General features: G+C 55.5%; 13 protein-coding genes. 4 read left to right on the top strand and 9 right to left on the bottom strand.

What is annotated here, in order from left to right; all coding sequences use genetic code 11:
• Positions 1–23: 23 nt before the first annotated feature.
• The 9 genes from gltB to BM395_RS07315 all read right to left on the bottom strand — a co-directional run bounded on the left by gltB (position 24) and on the right by BM395_RS07315 (position 13,015).
• A complete protein-coding gene (gene gltB / locus BM395_RS07355; RefSeq protein ID WP_090510182.1) occupies positions 24–4,472 on the bottom strand; it encodes a glutamate synthase large subunit in 4,449 nt (1,482 codons plus the stop codon).
• Positions 4,473–4,717: 245 nt separating this feature from the next.
• Positions 4,718–6,271, bottom strand: coding sequence for an SPOR domain-containing protein (locus BM395_RS07350; RefSeq protein WP_090510179.1), 1,554 nt, complete (start codon positions 6,269–6,271; stop codon positions 4,718–4,720).
• Positions 6,272–6,281: 10 nt separating this feature from the next.
• Entirely contained in the window at positions 6,282–7,385 is a 1,104-nt protein-coding gene (gene aroB, locus BM395_RS07345) for a 3-dehydroquinate synthase (protein ID WP_090510176.1), read from the bottom strand.
• A gap of 151 nt (positions 7,386–7,536) precedes the next feature.
• Positions 7,537–8,055, bottom strand: coding sequence for a shikimate kinase AroK (aroK, locus tag BM395_RS07340; protein WP_075723228.1), 519 nt, complete (start codon positions 8,053–8,055; stop codon positions 7,537–7,539).
• Between the two features lie 4 nt (positions 8,056–8,059).
• Entirely contained in the window at positions 8,060–10,162 is a 2,103-nt protein-coding gene (locus tag BM395_RS07335) for a type IV pilus secretin PilQ (RefSeq protein WP_090510371.1), read from the bottom strand.
• Positions 10,163–10,216: 54 nt separating this feature from the next.
• The gene (pilP, locus tag BM395_RS07330) at positions 10,217–10,741 is read right to left on the bottom strand and encodes a type 4a pilus biogenesis lipoprotein PilP (RefSeq protein WP_069898370.1); all 525 of its coding nucleotides are present in this window, start codon (positions 10,739–10,741) and stop codon (positions 10,217–10,219) included.
• Positions 10,738–11,361 carry a type 4a pilus biogenesis protein PilO gene (gene pilO / locus BM395_RS07325; protein ID WP_069898371.1) on the bottom strand — a complete coding sequence of 208 codons (624 nt, stop codon included), beginning with the start codon at positions 11,359–11,361 and terminating at the stop codon, positions 10,738–10,740. The genes pilP and pilO overlap by 4 nt, the downstream gene beginning before the upstream one ends.
• The gene (locus BM395_RS07320; RefSeq protein ID WP_069898372.1) at positions 11,358–11,951 is read right to left on the bottom strand and encodes a PilN domain-containing protein; all 594 of its coding nucleotides are present in this window, start codon (positions 11,949–11,951) and stop codon (positions 11,358–11,360) included. The genes pilO and BM395_RS07320 overlap by 4 nt, the downstream gene beginning before the upstream one ends.
• Positions 11,951–13,015 (bottom strand): pilus assembly protein PilM, encoded by a 1,065-nt coding sequence (locus tag BM395_RS07315; RefSeq protein WP_069898373.1) that lies wholly within the window; start codon positions 13,013–13,015, stop codon positions 11,951–11,953. The genes BM395_RS07320 and BM395_RS07315 overlap by 1 nt, the downstream gene beginning before the upstream one ends.
• 180 nt (positions 13,016–13,195) lie before the next feature.
• On the opposite strand from BM395_RS07315, the gene BM395_RS07310 reads away from it, so the two are divergent.
• The 4 genes from BM395_RS07310 to BM395_RS07295 all read left to right on the top strand — a co-directional run bounded on the left by BM395_RS07310 (position 13,196) and on the right by BM395_RS07295 (position 19,993).
• A complete protein-coding gene (locus tag BM395_RS07310; RefSeq protein WP_090510174.1) occupies positions 13,196–15,688 on the top strand; it encodes a penicillin-binding protein 1A in 2,493 nt (830 codons plus the stop codon).
• Positions 15,689–16,210: 522 nt separating this feature from the next.
• A complete protein-coding gene (locus tag BM395_RS07305) occupies positions 16,211–16,786 on the top strand; it encodes a fimbrial protein (RefSeq protein ID WP_069898376.1) in 576 nt (191 codons plus the stop codon).
• A gap of 94 nt (positions 16,787–16,880) precedes the next feature.
• On the top strand, positions 16,881–19,334 hold the full coding sequence (locus BM395_RS07300; protein ID WP_090510170.1) for a fimbria/pilus outer membrane usher protein: 2,454 nt from the start codon (positions 16,881–16,883) through the stop codon (positions 19,332–19,334).
• Between the two features lie 38 nt (positions 19,335–19,372).
• A complete protein-coding gene (locus BM395_RS07295; RefSeq protein ID WP_170860561.1) occupies positions 19,373–19,993 on the top strand; it encodes a fimbrial biogenesis chaperone in 621 nt (206 codons plus the stop codon).
• The last annotated feature ends 65 nt before the right edge of the window (positions 19,994–20,058 follow it).

Here is a 20,058-nt window from a genome sequence, read left to right as displayed (position 1 = left end):
GGGGATTGTCGCCTGAAGCTGTTTTATTGCGGGTTGGCCAGCGTGCTGGTGAGCAACGACTTGAGGCTTGCCGCCTTAGGCTTGACCAGCCAGAACTTGCGCACGTAGTCATCCAGATTTTCCAGCAGGTTATTACCCCAGGCGCTGGAAGTCTCTTTGACGTACTCGCTCAGCACACCTTGCAGGTGGCTGCGGTAGGCTTCCATCGCTTCACTGTTGATGCGCTGGATTTCTACCAGTTCGTGGTTAACCCGGTCATAGAAGCTGTTGTCCAGGTCCAGCACGTAGGCGAAACCGCCAGTCATGCCCGAACCGAAGTTGTAGCCGGTTTTACCCAGTACGCAGACAAAGCCGCCTGTCATGTATTCACAGCAATGGTCGCCCGTGCCTTCAACAACGGTGTGCGCGCCAGAGTTACGCACGGCAAAACGCTCGCCGGCGGTGCCTGCTGCAAACAACTTACCGCCGGTTGCACCGTACAGACAGGTGTTGCCGATAATGGCGCTGTCTTGCGTGGCGAACGGGCTGCCTTCTGGCGGCGTGATAACCAGCTTGCCACCGGTCATGCCTTTGCCGACGTAGTCGTTGGCATCACCTTGCAGGTACAGGTTCAGGCCACCGGCGTTCCACACACCAAAGCTCTGACCGGCAGTGCCTTTGAAGCGGAACGTGATCGGAGCCTTGGCCATGCCCTGATTGCCATGCGTGCGGGCGATTTCGCCGGAGACACGCGCACCAATCGAACGGTCGCAGTTGCAGATGTCCATGTCGAACTCTGCACCCGTTGCACCAGCAATCGCTGGTTTGGCCATCTCGACCATCTTCTCGGCCAACAGGCCTTCGTCGAATGGCGGATTGCGATCAACCAGGCAGAACTGCGGCTTGTCGGCCGGAATGTGGTCACTGCCAAGCAGCGGAGCCAAATCGAGGTTGCCTTGCTTGGCAGTCTCGCCCGGCAGCATTTCGAGCAAGTCAGTACGCCCGATCAATGCTTCAAGGCTTGGTACGCCCAGCTTGGCCAGCCACTCGCGCGTCTCTTCTGCCACGTAGGTGAAGAAGTTCATGACCATTTCAACGGTGCCGATGAAGTGATCCTTGCGCAGCTTGTCGTTCTGGGTGGCAACACCGGTCGCGCAGTTGTTCAGGTGGCAAATACGCAGGTACTTACAACCCAGCGCGATCATTGGCGCCGTACCGAAGCCGAAGCTTTCAGCACCGAGGATTGCTGCCTTGACCACATCAAGACCGGTTTTCAGGCCACCATCGGTCTGTACCCGGACTTTGCCGCGCAGGTCGTTACCGCGCAGGGTCTGGTGCGTTTCCGCCAGACCCAGCTCCCACGGAGCGCCCGCATACTTGATCGAGGTCAGCGGTGATGCACCGGTGCCGCCATCGTAGCCGGAGATAGTGATCAGGTCGGCGTAGGCCTTGGCCACACCGGCGGCGATTGTACCCACGCCCGCCTCGGCAACCAGCTTGACCGAAACCAGTGCAGTCGGGTTGACCTGCTTGAGGTCGTAAATCAGCTGCGCCAGGTCTTCAATCGAGTAGATGTCATGGTGCGGCGGCGGCGAAATCAAGGTAACGCCAGGCACGGCGTAACGCAGACGTGCGATCAGGCCGTTGACCTTACCGCCCGGCAACTGGCCGCCTTCACCCGGCTTGGCGCCTTGGGCAACCTTGATCTGCAGCACTTCGGCGTTGACCAGATACTCCGGCGTAACACCGAAACGACCCGTCGCAACCTGCTTGATTTTCGAGCTGCGGATGGTGCCGTAACGCGCCGGATCTTCACCACCTTCGCCGGAGTTGGAGCGCGAACCCAAACGGTTCATCGCTTCGGCAATGGCTTCGTGAGCTTCTGGCGACAAGGCACCCAGCGAGATACCCGCCGAGTCGAAGCGCTTGAAGATCGATTCCAGCGGTTCAATCTGATCCATGCTCAGCGGCTTGTCGGCCAGCTTGAGCTTGAGCAGATCGCGGATCATCGCCACTGGACGCGTGTCGACCAGTGCGCTGTATTCCTTGTACTTCTCGTAGCTGCCTTGCTGCACGGCAACCTGCAACGTGTTGACCACGTCCGGGTTGTAAGCGTGGTATTCGCCGCCGTAAACAAACTTCAGCAAACCGCCCTGCTGGATCGGCTTGCGGTTGTTCCAGGCCTCGGCAGCCAGCAACTTCTGCTCGGCTTCGATATCGACGAAACGCGCGCCCTGAATCCGGCTGGCAACGCCACGGAAACTGACATCAACCACTTCGTCAGACAGGCCGACAGCTTCAAACAACTGCGCACCGCGGTACGAGGCAACGGTCGAGATACCCATCTTCGAGAGGATCTTCAACAGGCCTTTGGAGATGCCTTTACGGTAGTGTTTGAACACCTCGTAAAGATCGCCCAGAACCTCGCCGGTGCGAATCAGGTCGCCCAGCACTTCGTAAGCCAGGAACGGATAAACCGCAGAGGCGCCGAAACCCAGCAACACAGCGTAGTGATGCGGGTCACGCGCGGTGGCGGTTTCGACCAGAATGTTACAATCGCAACGCAGGCCTTTCTCGGTCAGGCGGTGGTGCACGGCGCCCACAACCAGCGAGGCGTGCGCCGGCAATTTGCCCGGCTCGATATTACGGTCGCTCAGCACCAGCAATACTTTGCCGCCGCGCACAGCTTCTTCAGCCTGATCGGCCATGTTGCGCACAGCAGCTTCGAGGCCGACGCTTTCGTCGTAGTTCATGTCGATGTGGAAGCGCTCGAACCCGGGAGTGTCCAGGTTCATCAGGGCGCGCCACTTGGCCGGCGAGATCACCGGCGAGCTGAGGATTACGCGAGTGGCGTGTTCCGGCGACTCTTCGAAAATATTACGCTCAGCGCCCAGGCAGATTTCCAGCGACATGACGATCGCTTCGCGCAGCGGGTCGATCGGCGGGTTGGTCACCTGCGCGAACTGCTGACGGAAGTAGTCATACGGCGAACGCACGCGCTGCGACAGCACGGCCATCGGCGTGTCGTCGCCCATCGAGCCGACCGCTTCCTGACCCTGCTCACCGAGCGGACGCAGGACCTGATCACGCTCTTCAAAGGTGACCTGATACATCTTCATGAACTGCTTCAGACGCGCGGCGTCATAGAAGTCAGAACCATGGTCGTGGTCATCCATGGTGGCACGGATGCGCTTGCCGCTCTTGCGCAGCCACTGCTTATAGGGGTGACGCGACTTCAGACGGTTGTCGATGTCTTCGGCGTTGAGCACCTGACCGGTTTCGGTATCGACGGCCAGAACCTGACCTGGCCCAACGCGGCCTTTGGCAACAACGTCTTCTGGCTGGTAGTCCCATACGCCGATTTCCGACGCCAGGGTGATGTAACCATTCTTGGTGGTGACCCAACGCGCCGGGCGCAGACCATTACGGTCGAGCAGGCACACCGCGTAACGGCCATCGGTGAGAACCACACCGGCCGGACCATCCCAAGGCTCCATGTGCATGGAGTTGTATTCGTAGAATGCGCGAAGATCGGCATCCATGGTTTCGACGTTCTGCCACGCTGGCGGAATGATCATCCGCACGCCACGGAACAGGTCGATACCACCGGTGACCATCAGCTCGAGCATGTTGTCCATGCTGGAAGAGTCGGAACCCACGCGGTTAACCAGCGGGCCGAGTTCGTCCAGATTAGGGATCAGGCCGTTGGCGAACTTGGTGCGACGCGCCTGCGCCCAGTTACGGTTACCGGTGATGGTGTTGATTTCACCGTTGTGCGCAAGGAAGCGGAATGGCTGAGCCAGCGGCCACTTCGGCAGGGTGTTGGTCGAGAAGCGCTGGTGGAACACACAGATAGCAGTCTGCAGACGCTCGTCGCCGAGGTCCGGATAAAACTGCTGCAAGTCAGCCGGCATCATCAGACCTTTATAAATAATGGTCTTGTGCGAGAAGCTGCAAATGTAATGTTCGGTGTCTGCGGCGTTGCTCACCGAGGAACGGCGGCGGGCGCAGAACAGCTTGATGGCGAAATCCTGATCGCTGAGTTCGCCACCGCCGATGAACACCTGCTCGATCTGCGGCAGACGCTCAAGCGCCAGCTTGCCCAATACGCTGGTATCGATTGGCACGACGCGCCAGCCGATCACCTGCAGGCCAGCTGCTTCGATCTCGTGATTCATATTGTCGCGAGCAGCCTGTGCCTTCACGGGATCCTGATTGAGGAACACCATGCCGACAGCATATTGCTTGGGCAGCTCGACAGCGAATTGCTCTTGGGCGATAGCGCGCAAGAAGGTATCAGGCTTCTGCATCAACAGGCCGCAACCGTCACCGGTCTTACCGTCGGCATTGATCCCACCGCGGTGGGTCATGCAGGTAAGCGCTTCAATGGCTGTCTGCAACAGGTGATGGCTAGCCTCGCCTTCCATATGGGCGATCAGGCCGAAGCCGCAGTTATCCTTGAACTCATCAGGACGGTACAAACCTGCTTTCATAGGGACTCTCACCAGGCTGCCTATCTCAAGGCAATTTCTTTTAATTCAATAACTTACCATACACACAGGGTCAGACCCCTGTTATGGGCAGGCAAAAGGGAGGTTATTGTACATATCCACCTAGGTCGTCACAAATTTTAGTGACGAGGGCATGCAAATTTATGTCGCGAAAACGAACGATTAGACTAGCGGGCCGTGTTAAAGACCCGCCAGTCACTTTTATTCGCGCAACTCACGCCCGGCGATTAGCGTGCCTTGGAGATCTCGAACTTGATGCTCGCCATCGTCCGTGGCCACGGCTTTCCTGCCTGGATCTTGGCTGGCAGGCCACTCAACGCCGCCTTGGCCGCTTCGTGTGTCGCAAAGCTGCCATAAGTCACCACATACAGCGGCTTACCATCGTGCAGCTTCTTGAAGTAGTGATACTCGGAGCCGTACTGATTAACCATGGCCTGAGCATTACTTTCAACACTGGTGCCCAGCACTTGCAAGGTATAGCGCGCACCGGACTGCGCCGCATACCAACCGCTGGCTGCCGGGGCTGCTGCCGGAGCGGCGGCTGGCGCTGCCGGGGTTTTGGCGACTGGTGCAGGCGCCGGGGCCGCTGGCTTAGCCGGAGCAGGTGCTGGAGTCGGCGCTGGAGTTGGAGTCGGCGCAGGGGCCGGCGCTTCAACCGGCGTCGGCACACGGGTATCGACCAACAGGTTACCTTGCGGCTCCTCTTTGGCCATATCACCGTCTTCGGCATCGCTGCTGCCCGCGGCAGAAGCCAGCGGTTCACGAATGACCGGCTGCGCATCACCCGCCAATGGCGAAGGCATGGCCTGGCCGGAGCCTGCGAATTCGATCGCCGGTGCACCGCCAGCGGCATCACCTTGCGCAACCTCAGGCTTGGCGGCCTGCCCCAAAGGAATTTCGACCTCAGTGGCTACTGGCGCTTCAGCCGGAGAACGATCCTGCAACATCCAGGCAGCAAGTACACCTACTGCGACGACGCCGAGGGCCAACATATGTTTTTTAGGCAATTTGAAACCTGCTGAAGAGACTTTGGCTGCTTTTTTGTGCGCCAACTGTGCTTCGATCAACACATCCTTGGCGACCTGATTGACCAACCCCGGCCAGCCTTGCGACTGCTCGTAGATAGTGGCCAGCTGCGCTTCGGTGAACACGTCGAGATCACGCCCGGCGCCTTCAACCCGCTGAGTCAGGTACTCATGCACCTCTTCTTCTTCGTAAGGCTGCAACTCGATAACGTGGTAGCACTCCTCACCATCGGCGAGACGCTCCAGACGCGGCATGACATCCGCCTCAGCAAACAGGAATACGTGCGGGCGCCCGTCACTGTTGCCCGCCGCCATCGTCAGCAAGCTGGCCAGATCGGCCTCACCAAGACGCTGCGCATCATCGACCAGAATGTAGACTTCCTGGCCAGCGACACCCAGTTGGCCTACTTGCGCGAGAATGCCGTCAAGATCGCTTTGCTGGATTTGCAGCCCCTGAGCAACCTGCTGCATGACGCTGGCTTTCTCAGCCTTGTCTTGCGCGCTGACCACAACGCTGAGCACCGACTGCTTGTTGGTGCTGGCAACGAGCGCCTGACGCAGCAGGGTTTTGCCGCTGCCTTCCGGCCCGCTTACAACTAATAACAGCTGGCTGTAGCGTGCGAGATGGTGCAGTTGGCCCAAGACAGGCTTGCGCTGCGCCGGGAAAAATTTGAAACCCGGTACGCGAGCCGCAAACGGGTCGTGACTGAAATGGTAGTGATCGAGGAAGCCCTCGTCGGCATGCAGACTGGTCATGGTGTTCTCATTAATTCTCAAGCTGATTGACTAGCGCAAGGTAGTCCGCGCCAAGCGTGGCATGCAAAATTTCATGCGCAAATTCACTCGTGACCAGCGCATCCCCAAGATCACGCAATAAAACCAAACGTAACTGGCCATCGAGCACCTTCTTATCGACAGCCATATGCTGCAAAAAGTGCTCGGGCGTCATGTCTTTTGGTGGAACAACTGGCAAATTCGCAGCGATAAGCAGACGAATCCCACGATTTCGCTCAGCTTCTGTAATCCAACCGAGGCGATGGGACATTTCCAACGCCATCGCCGTACCGGCAGCAACCGCTTCACCATGCAGCCAAACGCCATAGCCCTGCTCGGTCTCGATGGCATGGCCAAAGGTGTGGCCGAGGTTGAGCGCTGCACGCACGCCGTTCTCACGTTCATCAGCCGCCACTATACGCGCCTTGGCCGCGCAAGAGCGCTCAATTGCAGTGGTCAGCGCCTGCTGATCAAGGCTTAACAAGGCCTGCATGTTTTCTTCGAGCCAGGTCAAAAATGGCTCATCGCAGATCAGGCCATACTTGATGACTTCAGCCAAGCCGGCGGACAGTTCACGCGCGGGCAGCGTTGTCAGGCTCTGGGTATCGATCAGCACGGCCTGAGGCTGATAAAAGGCCCCGACCATGTTCTTGCCCAGCGGATGATTGATACCGGTCTTGCCACCAACCGACGAGTCAACCTGCGACAGCAAGGTGGTTGGCACCTGAATGAAATTGACCCCGCGTTGGTAACAGGCAGCCGCAAAGCCTGCCATGTCGCCAATAACACCGCCGCCCAAGGCAATGACGGTGGTGCGGCGGTCATGTCGGGCACCGAGCAGGCCATCAAAGATTAACTGCAGGGTTTCCCAGTTTTTAAAGGCTTCGCCATCCGGCAAGATTACTTCGGTGACCGAATAGCCGGCCAGAGACTGCTTGAGCGCCTGCAGATAAAGCGGCGCGACTGTCTCGTTGGTAACGATGGCGACTTGCCGTCCGACAATATGCGCTGCGAGCAACTCTGCCCGCGCCATCAGGCCTGAACCTATATAAATCGGATAAGTACGCTCACCGAGATCGACCTGAAGTGTTTGCATAAAGCCCCCGGATGGAAAAGGCCCCTAGTGTACTGCCACAAAAATGCCCTGTTCAATTTAGCGCGCATGTTTTCTCACAATGCAGGCGAATTGAGCAGGGCTTTTTTGCTAAAAACAGCAGTTCAGGGTGCTGCGATCAACTGACTGGCGCTTAACGCGGCGATAAAGCCTCGAGGCGCTCAAGAATCTCCTGCACCACCAGGCGCGGCGGACGTTCGTCAGTTTCGATGATCACATCGGCAATTTCACGGTACAGCGGGTCGCGCAGGGCGAGTAAATCGCGCAATACTTTGCCTGGGTCCGGCGTACGCAACAGCGGACGGTTACGATCACGCGCAGTCCGCGCAATTTGCTGCTCAACCGAGGCATGCAGATAAACCACACGGCCGCCGTTATAGAGCGCCTTGCGGTTCTCATCACGCATCACCGCCCCGCCCCCGGTGGCAAGCACCACGCCATCCTCAACGCACAAATCGGCAATGACTGCCGATTCGCGCTCGCGGAAACCCTGCTCACCTTCAACATCAAAGATCCAGGGAATATTGGCACCGGTACGTTGCTCGATCTCCTTGTCGGAGTCTTTAAAGGGCAGTCGTAACTCTTTAGCCAGCAAACGCCCGATGGTGCTTTTACCAGCTCCCATCGGGCCAACAAGTATCAGATTTCGCACTTACTCAACGGCCCACCGCAACTGCTTGAGTGTTCATGATGCGCGGGGTCAGGAAAATCAGCAACTCAGACTTCGAGTCCTGCACGATATCCCGACGGAACAAACGGCCAACATAAGGCACGTCACCGAGGAATGGCACTTTCTCGACAGCTTTACGTTGAGTGTTGGAGAACACACCACCGATCACGATGGTTTCGCCATCCGACACCAGTACCTTGGCAACCACTTCGTTCTTGCGAATCGTCGGTGTGCCGTTTACCTGGTTGGCAAAGTCGGCCTCGTCCTTGTTCACTTTAACTTCCATGATGATGCGGTTGTCCGGGGTGATTTGCGGCGTCACTTCAAGCGACAGAGCAGCTTCCACGAACTGAGTAGTGGTTGCACCGCTGGAGCTGGCTTGCTGATACGGAATCTCCGAACCCTTGAGGATGCGCGCCGTTTCTTTATCCGAGGTCACAACCTTGGGCTGGGAAACCACTTCACCGTTACCGGTCTTCTCCATGGCGGTCAGCTCAAGGTCAAGAATGGTGTTGTCAGTGATGAAACCGATACCCAGACCCGCTGTACGGTTGGCAACGCCCAGATCCACGAACGGTACGTTCAGACCCACGTCATCACCGGTATTACCCGCCTCATCGCCTTGGTCGTCGTTACCGTAAATGTTCCATTTACCGCCGCCAATAACCTTGGCACCGCCCCAACGTACGCCCAGCGACTTGTCGTAATCGACGCTCGCTTCAACGATACGTGCCTCGATCATTACCTGACGCACGGCCACGTCGAGCTGAGTCACGATACGGCGCAGTTCGTCCAGACGCGTTTGAGTCTGGTAAGCGATGATGCTGTTGGTACGGTCATCGACAGTGATCGAGCCACGCTCATCAACAGAGCCATCGGCGCTGGTGACCGACTGGAACAGCTTGGCCATGTCTGAAGCTTTGGCGTAGTTGACCTGAATCAGCTCGCGACGCAGCGGCGCCAGTTCGGCGATTTGCTTCTGCGACTCCAATTCCTGACGCTCGCGCGCCGCAATTTCATCGGCTGGCGCAACCAGCAGTACGTTACCGACTTTACGCTTGTCCAGACCTTTGGTTTTCAGCACCAGATCCAGCGCCTGATCCCAGGGCACATTCTGCAAGCGCAGGGTGATGTTGCCGGCAACCGTGTCGCTGGCAACCAAGTTGAGGTCGGTGAAGTCCGCAATCAGCTGCAGCACCGAACGCACGTCGATATCCTGGAAGTTAAGCGAAAGCTTCTCGCCGCTGTAAGCGAAACGATCTTCTTTGCGCTTTTCCTGATCAGCCTGAGTCAACGGCTTAACGCTGATGGTCAGCTTATTATCCGTCTGGTAGGCGAGGTAATCGTAAAAGCCGGTCGGCTCAATGACCACGGTCGTGGAATCACCGCTGCCGCTCGAGTTAACAAACTGCACCGGGGTGGCGAAGTCTTTAACGTCGAGACGCACGCGCAAGGACTCAGCCAACTGAGTCTTGGCGAAGTTCAGGCGAATCTTGCCGCCCTGCTCCTGAATATCCGGGCTCACAGACGGATCGGACAAGGTGATGACTACGTTGCCTTCACCCTGATCGCCACGCTGGAAATCGATATTGCGGATCGAACGAGTCGCTGCACCGTACACCTTCGGAGCCGAGACCCGCGGCTGTGAGGTCACAACCGGCGCAGCAGGGGTTGCAGCCGCGCGAGCAACTGGCGCTGCCGCAGTGCCGGCACCCTCACCAATCAACACATACATGTTGTTGCCTTCAACACGGGTGCTATAAGGCGCCAAGTTGGTCAGGTTGATGATCATGCGCGTGCGGTCATTGGCCTCAACCACGGTCACGCTGCGCGCATTACCCACACCCAGCTCACGATTCTTGCTGCCGAGCTTGTTGCTAACACCCGGCAAGTCGAGCGCGATACGCGCAGGCTGTTCGATGGTGTAGCCACGCGGAGCGGCAACAGGTTCGTCAAACTGCAACTTGAGTTCAACACGACCGCCCGGAAGCGATGCAACGTCGAGATTCTGGAGGTCTGCTGCAAGCAGCACTGGCGATACCAGTGCGGCGAGCAGAGACACGCCTAGACGGGTTAGTGGCTTATTCATTCGCAGATTCCGTTTGGCAGACCGGTTATTTTTTTTCATCTTCACTCCGCTCATTTAAGAGCGCTCCTTTAGGGAGAGGCTACGCGGTCGTTCTAGCCAGCCACCTTCACCATCTGGAACGATTTCAATCACATCCACTTTGGAGTTATCAATCGCGACAATTCGCCCGTAGTTACGTCCCAGGTAATCCCCGACACGCACCCGGTGCACACCGCCAGCGCCGCTGACCAACGCGAACATTCCCCGGCTGTTCGAGAGCGTGCCGACCATTTCAAACACTTCAATATTGAAGCCTTCCAGAAACTGCTTAACCCGCGTTTCATCAGGTTTGATCAGCTTCGATCCTTTCGCCCGATTGACCAGCTCGATTTTCACCGGCGGCTGGAACGGGCTTCTCAGGCCTGCAGCTTTATAGGTAAAACTTTCATAAGGCTGGAAGATCGGCAGCGGCTCAATTGTGCCCTTCGGCTTGGCGCGCACCTCATCCATATACGATTGCAGGTCGGAGAAATCACTGCTCGAACCGCAACCACTAAGCCCCACAAACGCCACTAGCATCACGAGCTTTGAGTACTTCATTTCTCAAGCCCCTTATCGTTATAACGGTAGGTCTTCGCCAAAATAGACATGCGCAATTTGCTGGTACCGGTTTTCTCGGCCGGCACCACATCAAAGTCATGCAGCGTCACGATTCGCGGCAAGCTGGCCACACCACTGACGAACGTGGCCAGGTCGTGATAAGAACCGACGACACGAATCTGAATCGGCAGCTCGATGTAAAACTGTTGGGCTACCTCTGGCAGGAGCTTGATTTCTTCAAACTCAAGACCACTTCCCAGACCGGTGCGGGTGATGTCTTCAAGCAAGCCCGGGACTTCGGTATCACTTGGCAACTGCCGCAGCAGGGCACCAAACGATGTTTCCATCTCGGCCATCTGAGCCTTGTAGGCCTCAAGGTTGGCAGCTTGGAACGCCTTGGCAGAGAACTGCTGCTTAAGCGTCTCTTCTTCCATCTGGCGCCGTTCCAGATCAGCCTGCATGTCTTTCAGGTGAAAGTTGTAACCCAAACCCAGCACCACAATGGCAAGCAGCAGGCTGGCAATAAACTTGACCGGGCCAGGCCATGAGCCGAGGTTATTCAGGTCAAGATCGTTGACATCTATCTTGCGTAGGCTGTCGAGCGAATCATTCAGGTTCATGGCTTCGCCTCCTCGCCGGCAAGGGCTGGCTGGGTCTGTTGCACGGTCAACTGGAATACGTTGGCCTGATCCAGCTCTGGCGATACTTCAGCCTGCGGATTCGGGCCTGCCGCTTTAACCTCGGTGAGGTTGGGTGCGGTCAGCCAATCCGATGCATCCATGTTGCGCATCAAGTTGGAAATGCGGTTGTTCGACTCTGCAGCGCCGACGACCGCAATGTTCTTGCCGGTCATTTTGACGCCAGTGAAATACACGCCATCAGGCAGGGTTCTGACCAGCTGATCGAACACACGACCGATAATCGGGCGGTTGCCCTGCAGGTCCTGAATGATCTTCATCCGTTCCAGCAGTTGTTGGCGACGCTTTTTAAGCTCGCTGATTTCTTTGATCCGGGTATCCAGGACGGCGATTTCCTTACGGACAAAATCGTTACGCGCATTTTGTCGCTCGATTGCACTGTCCAGAAATTGCCCGCCCAAAAATACCGCGCCTGCGGCAACAGCAAATACACCGGCTAACGTAACCAGGAACCGCTGCTTGCGCTCTTCTCGGAGCTGCTCGCGCCAAGGTAGAAGGTTAATCCGCGCCATTAATCGAAACTCCTCATTGCCAGACCACAGGCAATCATCAATGCCGGAGCATCACTGGCCAGAGCGCCCGCATTGACCTTGCTGCTCAACGCCATGTCGGCGAATGGATTCGCCACCTGGGTTTGAGTGCCAAGGCGCTGCTGAATCAAGCGATCAAGATCAGGAATGGACGAGGTGCCACCCGCCAGCAAGATGTAATCGACATCGTTGAATTGTCCGGCAGCAAAGAAGAACTGCAACGAACGCGAGACTTGTTGCACAACCGCCTCTTTGAACGGCTGCAAAACCTCGCTGTCATAGTCATCCGGAAGACCGCCCTGCTTCTTGGCGCGTCCAGCTTCCTCAACGGACAAGCCATAGCGACGCTGAATTTCTTCAGTCAGCTGCTTGCCGCCAAAGAGCTGCTCACGGGTATAGATCGTGCGGCCTTTATGCAGAACGCTGAGCGTGGTCATGGTCGCGCCGATATCAACGATTGCGACCGTTTGATCGTTGTCGCCACTGCCCAATTGCTGCGCCAACAGATCGAACGAGCGCTCCAGCGCGTACGCTTCCACGTCGACGACCTTGGCGGTCAAGCCGGCAAGCGCCAGTGCAGCCTCACGAACTTCGACGTTCTCTTTACGACAAGCCGCCAGCAGAACTTCAACTCGCTCAGCATTTCGCGGCGAGACGCCCTGCACTTCGAAATCAATCGAGACTTCTTCGAGCGGATAGGGAATGTACTGATCGGCTTCAATCTTTAACTGGTTCTCAAGATCGTCATCGGTCAGACCGGCTTCCATCTCGATAGTCTTGGTAATAACTGCAGACCCAGCGACTGCAACCGCAGCAGTCTTTAGATTGGTTTTTGCTTTTACCAATACTCTGGATATGGCCTGACCGACCCCCTCGAGCTCGGCGATGTTTTTCTCAACCACAGCATTTGGTGGGAGCGGCTCTACAGCATAAGCCTCTACTTTGTAGCGGCTTCCTGAGCGACTCAATTCGAGGAGCTTGACTGAGGTTGAGCTGATATCAATCCCCAGAAGCGTATTCGCTTTCTTATTGAAGAGCCCTAGCACGACCGTTTTCCTATTGGCATCCGCTACTTACGGAGTAATTATGTTTTTCCACATTAAATAACAGTCTTGACATAAGAGCAAATAGCTCCTCGGCAAAAAAAACCCTTATAATGTGATCAGTTTTTCGTTACGCCCCAATCTATTTCTTAACTCATTCTTTTATCTGGAAATCTAAACATTTTGATGCGCTTGCTGAAATTCTTTTGCTGGTCATGCGTTGCCATTTCCTGTGGACTGGTACTCAGTTTGAGCGGTGCGTTCCTCTATCTAAGCCCGAGCCTTCCTTCAGTTGACTCGCTACGCAGCATTCAACTGCAAATTCCTCTGCGGATTTTCAGCAGCGACGGCAAGCTGATTGCCGAGTTTGGCGAGATGCGTCGTTCGCCTATCACCTTCGCTGAAATCCCGACTGACTTCATCAATGCCTTGTTATCGGCAGAAGACGATAACTTTGAGCACCATTATGGCGTCGACCCCAGCAGCTTGATGCGCGCTGCCACGCAAATTTTGAAAAGTGGTCAAATCCAGACTGGTGGCTCGACCATCACCATGCAGGTCGCGAAAAACTACTTCCTTACCAGTGAGCGTAGCTTCTCCAGGAAAATCAACGAGATTTTGCTGGCTTTACAGATAGAACGTGAACTGAGTAAAGATGAGATTCTAGAGCTTTACGTCAATAAAATTTATCTGGGCCAGCGCTCCTACGGGATCGAGGCAGCGGCGCAGGTTTATTACGGCAAGTCCATGAAGGACCTGACCCTCGCCCAAATGGCCATGATTGCCGGCCTGCCGAAAGCACCTTCACGCTTCAACCCACTGGTAAACCCGACTCGCGCCAAAGAACGCCGCAACTGGATTCTGGGCCGCATGCTGCACCTGGGTAAAATTGATCAGGCGCGCTACGACGAAGCAGTCGCCGAGCCGATCGACGCCACTTACCATGTGCAGTCACCTGAGCTGAACGCGCCTTACGTAGCTGAAATGGCACGGGCTGAAATGGTTGGCCGTTATGGCAGCGATGCCTACACCGAAGGCTTCAATGTCACCACCACCATTCCCAGTGACTTGCAACTGATTGCCAACAAGGCCGTTCACGAAGGCCTGATCGCCTATGACCAGCGTCATGGCTACCGCGGCCCGGAAAAACAGTTCGCAAATCTCGACCTGCAAGGCTGGCAATCAGAGCTTGCCAAGCAAACCGTTCTCGGCGGCCTTGAGCCCGCCATCGTCACTCAGGTTGTACCCAGCGGTCTGATGGTACTGACGCGCGAAGGCAAAGAGGAAGCGGTCGCATGGGACAGCATGAAATGGGCGCGCCCTTTCATTAATACCAACAGCATGGGCCGCAACCCGCAAAAACCTGCCGACGTCGCCAAAGTCGGCGACCTGATCCGCGTCGAGCGCAAGGAAGATGGCAGCCTTAACTTTGTACAATTGCCTCTGGCACAAAGTGCACTGGTGTCCCTGGCCCCAAATACCGGCGCAATTCAGGCACTGGTTGGCGGCTTCTCGTTTGAGCAAAGCAACTACAACCGTGCAATCCAGGCCAAGCGCCAGCCAGGCTCGAGCTTCAAGCCATTCATTTACAGCGCCGCACTGGACAAGGGCTACACCGCCGCCACGCTGATCAATGACGCGCCGATTGTGTTTACCGATACCGGCAGCGATCAACCGTGGCGCCCAAAGAATGACAACAACACATTCCTTGGCCCCATACGCATGCGTGAAGCACTTTATAAGTCACGCAACCTCGTCTCGATTCGCTTGCTCCAGGCCATTGGCGTGCAGTATGCCCGCGACTACGCAAGCCGCTTTGGTCTGCCACTCGAAGATTTGCCGCGCAACCTTTCACTGGCACTCGGCACGGCTGACCTGACCCCGATGCAGATCGCTGGCGGCTGGTCGGTATTCGCCAACGGCGGCTATAAAACTGAGCCATACCTGATCCAGCGCATCGAAGACCGCACCGGCAAGGCCGTATTCATTGCCAATCCGCCTCGTGTGCCAACCGCTGAACAGAAGGCTGACTCCAGCCTTGATCCGGACGAGCTCAAGTCTGCCGATATCGCCAATGCAATCGCGGCGCCGAGCATCCAGACGATTTCCAGCTCGACAGACTCGCAGCCAGAGGCAGACGACGAATTGCCTGTCGAAGAACCCGCGATTGCAGAGCAGATTATTGATGAGCGCACCGCCTACATCATGACCAGCCTGCTGCAGGACGTAATCAAACGCGGCACCGGCCGTCGCGCTCTGGCGCTGGGTCGTGATGACTTGGCAGGCAAGACCGGCACTACCAACGAGTCGAAAGACAGCTGGTTCTCAGGCTACAACGCCGACTATGTCACCACTGTCTGGTCTGGCTTTGATCAGCCTGAAACCCTCGGTCGCCGCGAATACGGCGGTACAGTGTCATTGCCGATCTGGATGAGCTTCATGGGCGCGGCACTAAAAGACAAACCAAGCCATGTACTTCCCGAGCCAAGCGGCATTCTTACCCTGCGTGTAGACCCGGTAAGCGGGCGCGCAGCAGCGCCGGGTACGCCTGGCGCCTACTTTGAACTGTTCAAGAGTGAAGACACACCGCCTACCATGGGCGAGCTTGACCCGAATCTCGGGATCCCGGGCAGCCCGTTGCCGGCAGATGAATCCGCACCAATCGACTTGTTCTGAAGCCAATGCCGCCGCCATGAGTGCAATGCTCATGGCGGCAGCATCAACATTGCACAGAATCAACGGCACTTAGCGCCCCTACCCTCACCTAAAATCTTTGCTCCTCAACGACTCCCCACGGTTGCGCATCAGTTCAAGTGCGCGCTTTTTATCCTGAGCGCTCTGGACTGGCTCAACGCGCCTGAAACAAAACCTCAAAGCGACAGCCAGAAAACCTGCAACCCATTCAGACCAGCAATTTGCAGGTTGCAATTTATTTGCAAATATATGAAACATTATAAAAACAATATTTCTCGCATAAGTTTTATAAATGCAAAGCCGAACCACCACTTAAGTTCTGCTTTTAGCGGTCGCAGGAAAATTCTCACTCCAAACCCCACGCATACTACAAGCGCCACGGAATCGGCCTAATTATCAATTTAAACCTCACTGTTAATGTTGCCTTGAGCGTTAATAGCCTAAGCGCATTAGAAGTAGACGCCTAACACGTTGAAACTTGTTAATTATTTACTTGAGGTTTTTATGAAAAAAGCAATCCTGACCGGCGCTGTAATAGCAGCAATGACCACCATGGGCGCTGCCCACGCTGTGACCACGCCGAATAACACTGGCCAAATCAAATTCACCGGCGCTATCGCAGCAGCCTCATGCGACATGAACGTTGTCGTGAGTGGCGTTGTACAGCCAGGCGGCGTTGTTGACCTCGGCGTATGGACAATTACCGACGTGTCGGCGGTAGGCGGCTTCGGGAACGCAGTCAAAATCCAGCTGCAGCCAGACGTGGCAACCTGTGACGTGGACCCATCGGGCCTGACCACAGCCTTTATCAAAATTGACACCGCTACAACAGCCAGCTCTAACACTGACGTTGTAACCTCGCCTGAAACAGCAACCACCAAAGTGGGTGTTACCTTCACCATGGAAGACGATTCATCCATCGTTAACCAGCCAGGTTCAGCCCTGACTCTGGCTAGCGACCCTAACGTTGATGCAGCAACTGGTGCGATCAAGTTCAAGGCTCGTCCTTATGCGCTCAGCGAATTCATCGAGGGCGGCATCATTGGTGGCTCAGTCAACTACACCGTTGCTTACAACTAAGTAAACCGTGCTTTTATACGGCGCAGTTCTGCGCCGTATATTTCATTAAAAAAATAACTCAACAAACCTGCTCTAAGTGCATGCTTGAGGTTTTATGTATTCCTACCTAAAAATAAGTCTATTTGGACTGCTATTCATAAGTGACGGAGTACTGGCCGCTAGCATTTTCAACACAGACTTCATTCAAGGCAAGTTCAATCAAAACACTGTTGACGATGCACTTAATAAAGGCATCAACGATAAAGTCATTTATACGGTCAGCTTGAATGGTCGCACGCAGGGTAATTACTACTTCACCCGCAAAGCAGGTCGCCTGGTTTTTGATGAGTCATTTCTACAAAAAATAGCGCCTAGCCTCAATGCAAAAGCAGCGCGTGAACTCAGAACTGCTGCGAGCCTGGACCCAAGCTCGCACGATTACAGCTTTACCGAAAACCCGGAAAACGGAACGCTTGAACTCTGGTACAGCGATGAACTCATGGGCCGGGGAGTTGATCGTTATGCGGGCATGGAACTGTCACCCTCGATCAACAGCACGACTTTCGACTACAACCTGGGCGGCAACTACTTCAAGAACGACGACACTAATGAGTCCGACGAATCCATGCCGTTTAATGGCCACTTGCGCTCGAACTTTCGGGACAACATATTCAATCTGGATGCGTCCAGTACAGACTTGACTGATGAAAGCCTCGAAATAGACAACATCAGTGTCACCCGACTCTTTCCCAAGCTTAAAAGTGAAGTCACTGTAGGCGAGACCTACACCAATACCCGCTACGGTGAAAACTTCAGCTTTGCAGGCGCGCAGATCGGTTATGTGACAGACCTGACCAGCCTCCGCGACCAGATGTACACCCCAAACATTCAGGGTTTCGCCGCCACCAACGCAACCGTTGAGGTGTATCAGGATTCGCGCCTGCTCTTCACCAAGGCCGTAGCCGCCGGTAATTTTGTGCTCGACGAAGTGGTGGGCTTGTCCAACCAGACGCTGCGCGTAGTAGTGAAAGAGGCCAACGGCCAGGAACGCACTTTTTATTATGATAACTCAGTGCTTCCGGGCCTGCTCACACCGGGCAGTATTGACTACGAAGTGAGCGCCGGCCGCTACCGTTTCAGCGACCATGACTACGGCGACAATTTTGTCAGCGGTGAATACTCCTTCGGTACCGACCTCGTCACACCGTCGATCAACAGCATCATCGCTGAGAGTTACCAGAACGTAACGTTCGGCGCTGCCTTTCCGATGCAAAATCTGGGCGCTGTCGGCGTTGCGATGAGCAACTCACGCTACCGGCATGACGGCGAAACCGATGTCGGCCAGAGCTACAACATCAATTACTCGAAGTACCTCAACAATGGCATTGATATTCAAATTGCGGGCTATCGCTACGCCACTGAAGACTACTTTGAATTCAATGACGCGATGGATGACAAGTACAGCGAGAATAATTTTCTCGGCTCCTTGCGCAGCCGCTATACCGCCAGTATTACCGGGCGCGACCCGCTCATGGACAACCAGCTTTCACTTAATTATCTGAAGGAACAGTACTGGGGCGAGAACCCGTCACAAAGTACCTACTCGTTCAGTTATGGCGGTTATACACGCTGGCTTAGCTATACCCTTTCACTCTCACGTTCTTATGACGAGGAAACCGGTGAAGCCGACAACAGCCTGACCCTAAGTTTGGACATCCCGATCGGCAATGATTATTCCTCGAGTGTTTACAGCCGATATACCAATCTGGACAACGACTCTGGCAACAGTGAAACAACGGAGGTCGGCTTGAATGGCTACTCAGGCGACAACAGCTACAACGTCGGCGTAACCCACGACAGCTCCGGCAATGGCGAAACCATATCAGGCGGCGTCAATCATTCCGGCGATCGCATTAGCGGCCAACTGTACGGCAGCACCAGCCCGGATAACCGTTCCGCCAGCGCCTCGGTCAGCGGCAGCGTAATGTTCGCCCAGGGCGCAGTCCTTGCTACAAGCCGCCAATCGAAAACCTTCGCCGTTGCCCAAGTGGATGGCGTCGAAAACGCCAGCGTAAACGGCACCGAAACTCAGGATAACGGTTACGCGCTGATACCGCTGAACGATCAGTACGATCCGCAAGAAGTTCGTTTGAATGTGTCATCGCTGAGCAACAACGTGGTCGCAGATGACACCGTGGTCAATGTACGGCCACGCTCCGGCGCAGTGACTCTGGTGCAGTTCAAGACCAAGGCGGTCAAGTACTTCAACGCCGTGCTCAAAGACCAGAACGGCGAGTTACTCGGCTTCGGTACCGAAATCCAGAGCGACAGCGGCGAGCAATACTTTACCGGCAACAACGGGCGCCTGTTTATCCGCGTGAAGCTTGGCGATGGCTCTGAACTCGGGCCTTCCACACTGAAAGCGGTAGGCGGCTGCAACTATGCCGTGGATCCAACAGCTATCAAGTCGCAACTTGATGAAGACTATATCGATTTAGGAACACTGCAATGTCAACTCAACGGCAAGCCAACTGCACCCAGCGCAAAAGCTACATCGCAAAAAGGTTAAGCCTCTGCGCATGCGTCATGACGCTGTTGTGCTCGACAATGGCCAATGCAGCCTTTTCGCTTAATCGTACGCGGGTAATCGTGCCGGAAGGCTCTTCAAGCTCAGTGCAAGTTACAAATAACAGCGAGCTTTGGTACGGCCTGCAGGCGTGGCTTGAGAATGAAGACGGCAACGACGCCGGCAGCTTGGTTGTGGTCAGTCCGCAAATTCAAAAAGTTGCGCCTGGCGGCAAAGTTGTATTGCGCCTGATGACGTTCTCCCCGCCCTCAGACCGCGAACAACTGTATTACCTGAACGTGCAGGAGTTACCTCCCAGCGATAGCGCGGCGGACAAAAACAAACTGTCCATGGCCATCCGTACCCGGATCAAGGTGTTGATTCGTCCCGCTCAAATCGCAGGCGACCGTAAAAACGCCGAAGCCAAGGTTACCGCGACACAAACCCGTGAGGGCCTGAAGCTGGTCAACACCACGCCTTACTATTTCTCGATTCCGCAAATCATGGTCAACAAGAAAGGCATTAAAACCCCGGAAACAGCTGTCTTTGCGCCATTCCAGACCACGATATTGCCACAGATAAAGCAAAAGACCTCGTCGATAGACATCATGTATCTGAGTGACTTTGGCGACGTCAGAAAATCGCTGATCTTAGTCAAATGATCGACATGCCTAACTTGATCAGTTCTGCGGCAGGCCGGGCCTGATGATGTTCAGAACACTCAGCA

Source organism: Pseudomonas marincola, from assembly GCF_900116605.1.
In the GTDB taxonomy this organism is placed as follows: Bacteria; Pseudomonadota; Gammaproteobacteria; order Pseudomonadales; family Pseudomonadaceae; genus Aquipseudomonas; species Aquipseudomonas marincola.
The sequence above is the reverse complement of the archived record's forward strand: the minus strand, read 5'-3'. Positions and strand labels throughout refer to the sequence as shown.

Coding starts and splice junctions, on each gene's coding strand:
- gltB (WP_090510182.1), bottom strand. CDS start 4,472: ATGAAAGCAGGTTTGTACCGTCCTGATGAGTTCAAGGATAACTGCGGC.
- BM395_RS07350 (WP_090510179.1), bottom strand. CDS start 6,271: ATGACCAGTCTGCATGCCGACGAGGGCTTCCTCGATCACTACCATTTC.
- aroB (WP_090510176.1), bottom strand. CDS start 7,385: ATGCAAACACTTCAGGTCGATCTCGGTGAGCGTACTTATCCGATTTAT.
- BM395_RS07335 (WP_090510371.1), bottom strand. CDS start 10,162: ATGAATAAGCCACTAACCCGTCTAGGCGTGTCTCTGCTCGCCGCACTG.
- pilP (WP_069898370.1), bottom strand. CDS start 10,741: ATGAAGTACTCAAAGCTCGTGATGCTAGTGGCGTTTGTGGGGCTTAGT.
- pilO (WP_069898371.1), bottom strand. CDS start 11,361: ATGAACCTGAATGATTCGCTCGACAGCCTACGCAAGATAGATGTCAAC.
- BM395_RS07320 (WP_069898372.1), bottom strand. CDS start 11,951: ATGGCGCGGATTAACCTTCTACCTTGGCGCGAGCAGCTCCGAGAAGAG.
- BM395_RS07305 (WP_069898376.1), top strand. CDS start 16,211: ATGAAAAAAGCAATCCTGACCGGCGCTGTAATAGCAGCAATGACCACC.
- BM395_RS07300 (WP_090510170.1), top strand. CDS start 16,881: ATGTATTCCTACCTAAAAATAAGTCTATTTGGACTGCTATTCATAAGT.
- BM395_RS07295 (WP_170860561.1), top strand. CDS start 19,373: ATGGCCAATGCAGCCTTTTCGCTTAATCGTACGCGGGTAATCGTGCCG.